Origin of the sequence: Mycolicibacterium arseniciresistens (genome assembly GCF_030519285.1) — a bacterium.
In the GTDB taxonomy this organism is placed as follows: Bacteria; Actinomycetota; Actinomycetes; order Mycobacteriales; family Mycobacteriaceae; genus Mycobacterium; species Mycobacterium arseniciresistens.
This window is the reverse complement of the sequence record NZ_JAUMSQ010000520.1, coordinates 1-1,631: the sequence shown is the minus strand read 5'-3', so window position 1 is coordinate 1,631 and position 1,631 is coordinate 1. Positions and strand designations below refer to the sequence as shown.

The window sequence follows — 1,631 nt, the reverse complement described above, 5'->3', positions numbered from 1 at the left end:
CCGACCGCGAATGCGGCGGTCCGGGCGCCCTCGACCAGATCGGCCAGCAGGCCGTCACGCGCCGCCCCCGCCGACGCGGCGACCAGCGCGGGAACGGCGAGGTACACCGTCCCGAACAGTGGCCCGCACGCCAGCGCGGCGCCGAACTCCTCGACCGCCACCGCCTGGTCCACCAGGTTGCCGCCCGCGCCGCCGTCGGACTCTGGCACCGACAGTCCCAGCACGCCGAGTTCGGCGCCCAGCCGTGACCACAGCTTCGGGTCGAACGGCGGGTCGGACTCCATCTGGGCCCGCACCGCCTGCTCGTCGAAGTGCTCGGCGCAGAACTTCCGTACCGCGGCGCGCAACTGCTGCTGTTCGTCGGTGAACCTGAACTCCTCAGCCACGCGGGATCTCCTTCCACGGCATGCCGGCATCGGCACGCAGATCGCCGGGCAGGCCGAGCACCCGCTCACCCAGGATGTTGCGCATCACCTCGGACGTGCCGCCCTCGATGGTGTTGGCCCGGCTGCGCAGGAACCGCTGCTGGAGCGGGCCCCGCCAGTCGGTCTCCTCGGCGGCCCGGCCGCCGTCCCGCATCCCGTAGCCGTGGTAGAGCAGTCCCTCCGGCCCCAGGAAATCCATGCACCACTGGTAGATGTGCTGATTGAGTTCGGCGCCGACGAGCTTGCCGATCGAGGCCTCGGGGCCGGGGCCGCCGACGGTCGCCGAGGCGCGCGAGCGCTCCGACGTCAGCCGCTGTGCCTCGGAGCGCAACCACAGCTGGGTCAGCCGGTCCCGCAGCACCGGCGTCTGCCGCTCGGGCCGCGACGCCCACAGCGCGACCGCGTCGGCGATGGTGCCCGCCCCGCGGCGGCTGCCGCTGCCACCGAGCGCGCTGCGCTCGTTCATCAGCGTGGTCATCGCGACCGCCCAGCCGTTCCCGATGTCGCCGAGGCGGTGTGCGTCGGGGATCCGGGCGTCGCTGAAGTACACCTCGTTGAACTCGGCGTGGCCGGTCAGCTGGCGCAGCGGCCGCGTCTCGACGCCCGGCGCATGCATGTCGATCACGAAGTAGGTCAGGCCCTTGTGCTTGGGCACGTCGGGATTGGTGCGGGCGAGCAGCAGCCCCCACCGCGCGCGGTGGGCGAGGCTGGTCCACACCTTCTGGCCGTTGATCACCCATTCGTCGCCGTCGGGGACCGCCGAGGTGGACAGCCCCGCCAGGTCGGAACCCGCGCCGGGCTCGGAGAACAGCTGACACCAGATGTGCTCGGTGGTGGCCAGCGGCCGCAGCCACTGCCGCTTGAGGTCGTCCCCGCGGGCGTGCTCGCGCACCGTCGGCGCCGCCATGCCGTAGCCCATCGGGTTCAGCCCCAGCGGCACCGGCCCGCCCGCGCCCTGCAGGATGCCGTCGGCGACGGCCTGCAGTCCGCGGGAGAGCCCCAGGCCGCCGAGCCCGTCGGGGAAGTGCACCCAGGACAGGCCGGCGTCGTAGCAGGCGCCCAGGAACTGGGGGATGGGCACGGACTTCGGATCGTGTTCGGCGACCACGGTGCGGGCGAGTTCGGCGACCCGCTCGGCCTCGGCGACGGTGCTCATGAAGTGCTCCTCCAGCGTGTCGGCTGCGGATTCGCGCCCGGCACGCGGCT

Annotated in this window: 2 protein-coding genes; both read right to left on the bottom strand. The window is 73.0% G+C overall.

Features of this window, described 5'->3' with window-relative positions; genetic code table 11:
- Positions 1 to 386, bottom strand: a 386-nt coding sequence (locus Q2100_RS31205) for an acyl-CoA dehydrogenase family protein (protein ID WP_302917120.1), incomplete at its 3' end; no start/stop codon positions are given.
- Positions 379 to 1,581 carry an acyl-CoA dehydrogenase family protein gene (locus tag Q2100_RS31200; protein ID WP_302917121.1) on the bottom strand — a complete coding sequence of 401 codons (1,203 nt, stop codon included), beginning with the start codon at positions 1,579 to 1,581 and terminating at the stop codon, positions 379 to 381. The genes Q2100_RS31205 and Q2100_RS31200, both read right to left, overlap by 8 nt.
- Positions 1,582 to 1,631 lie beyond the last annotated feature (50 nt).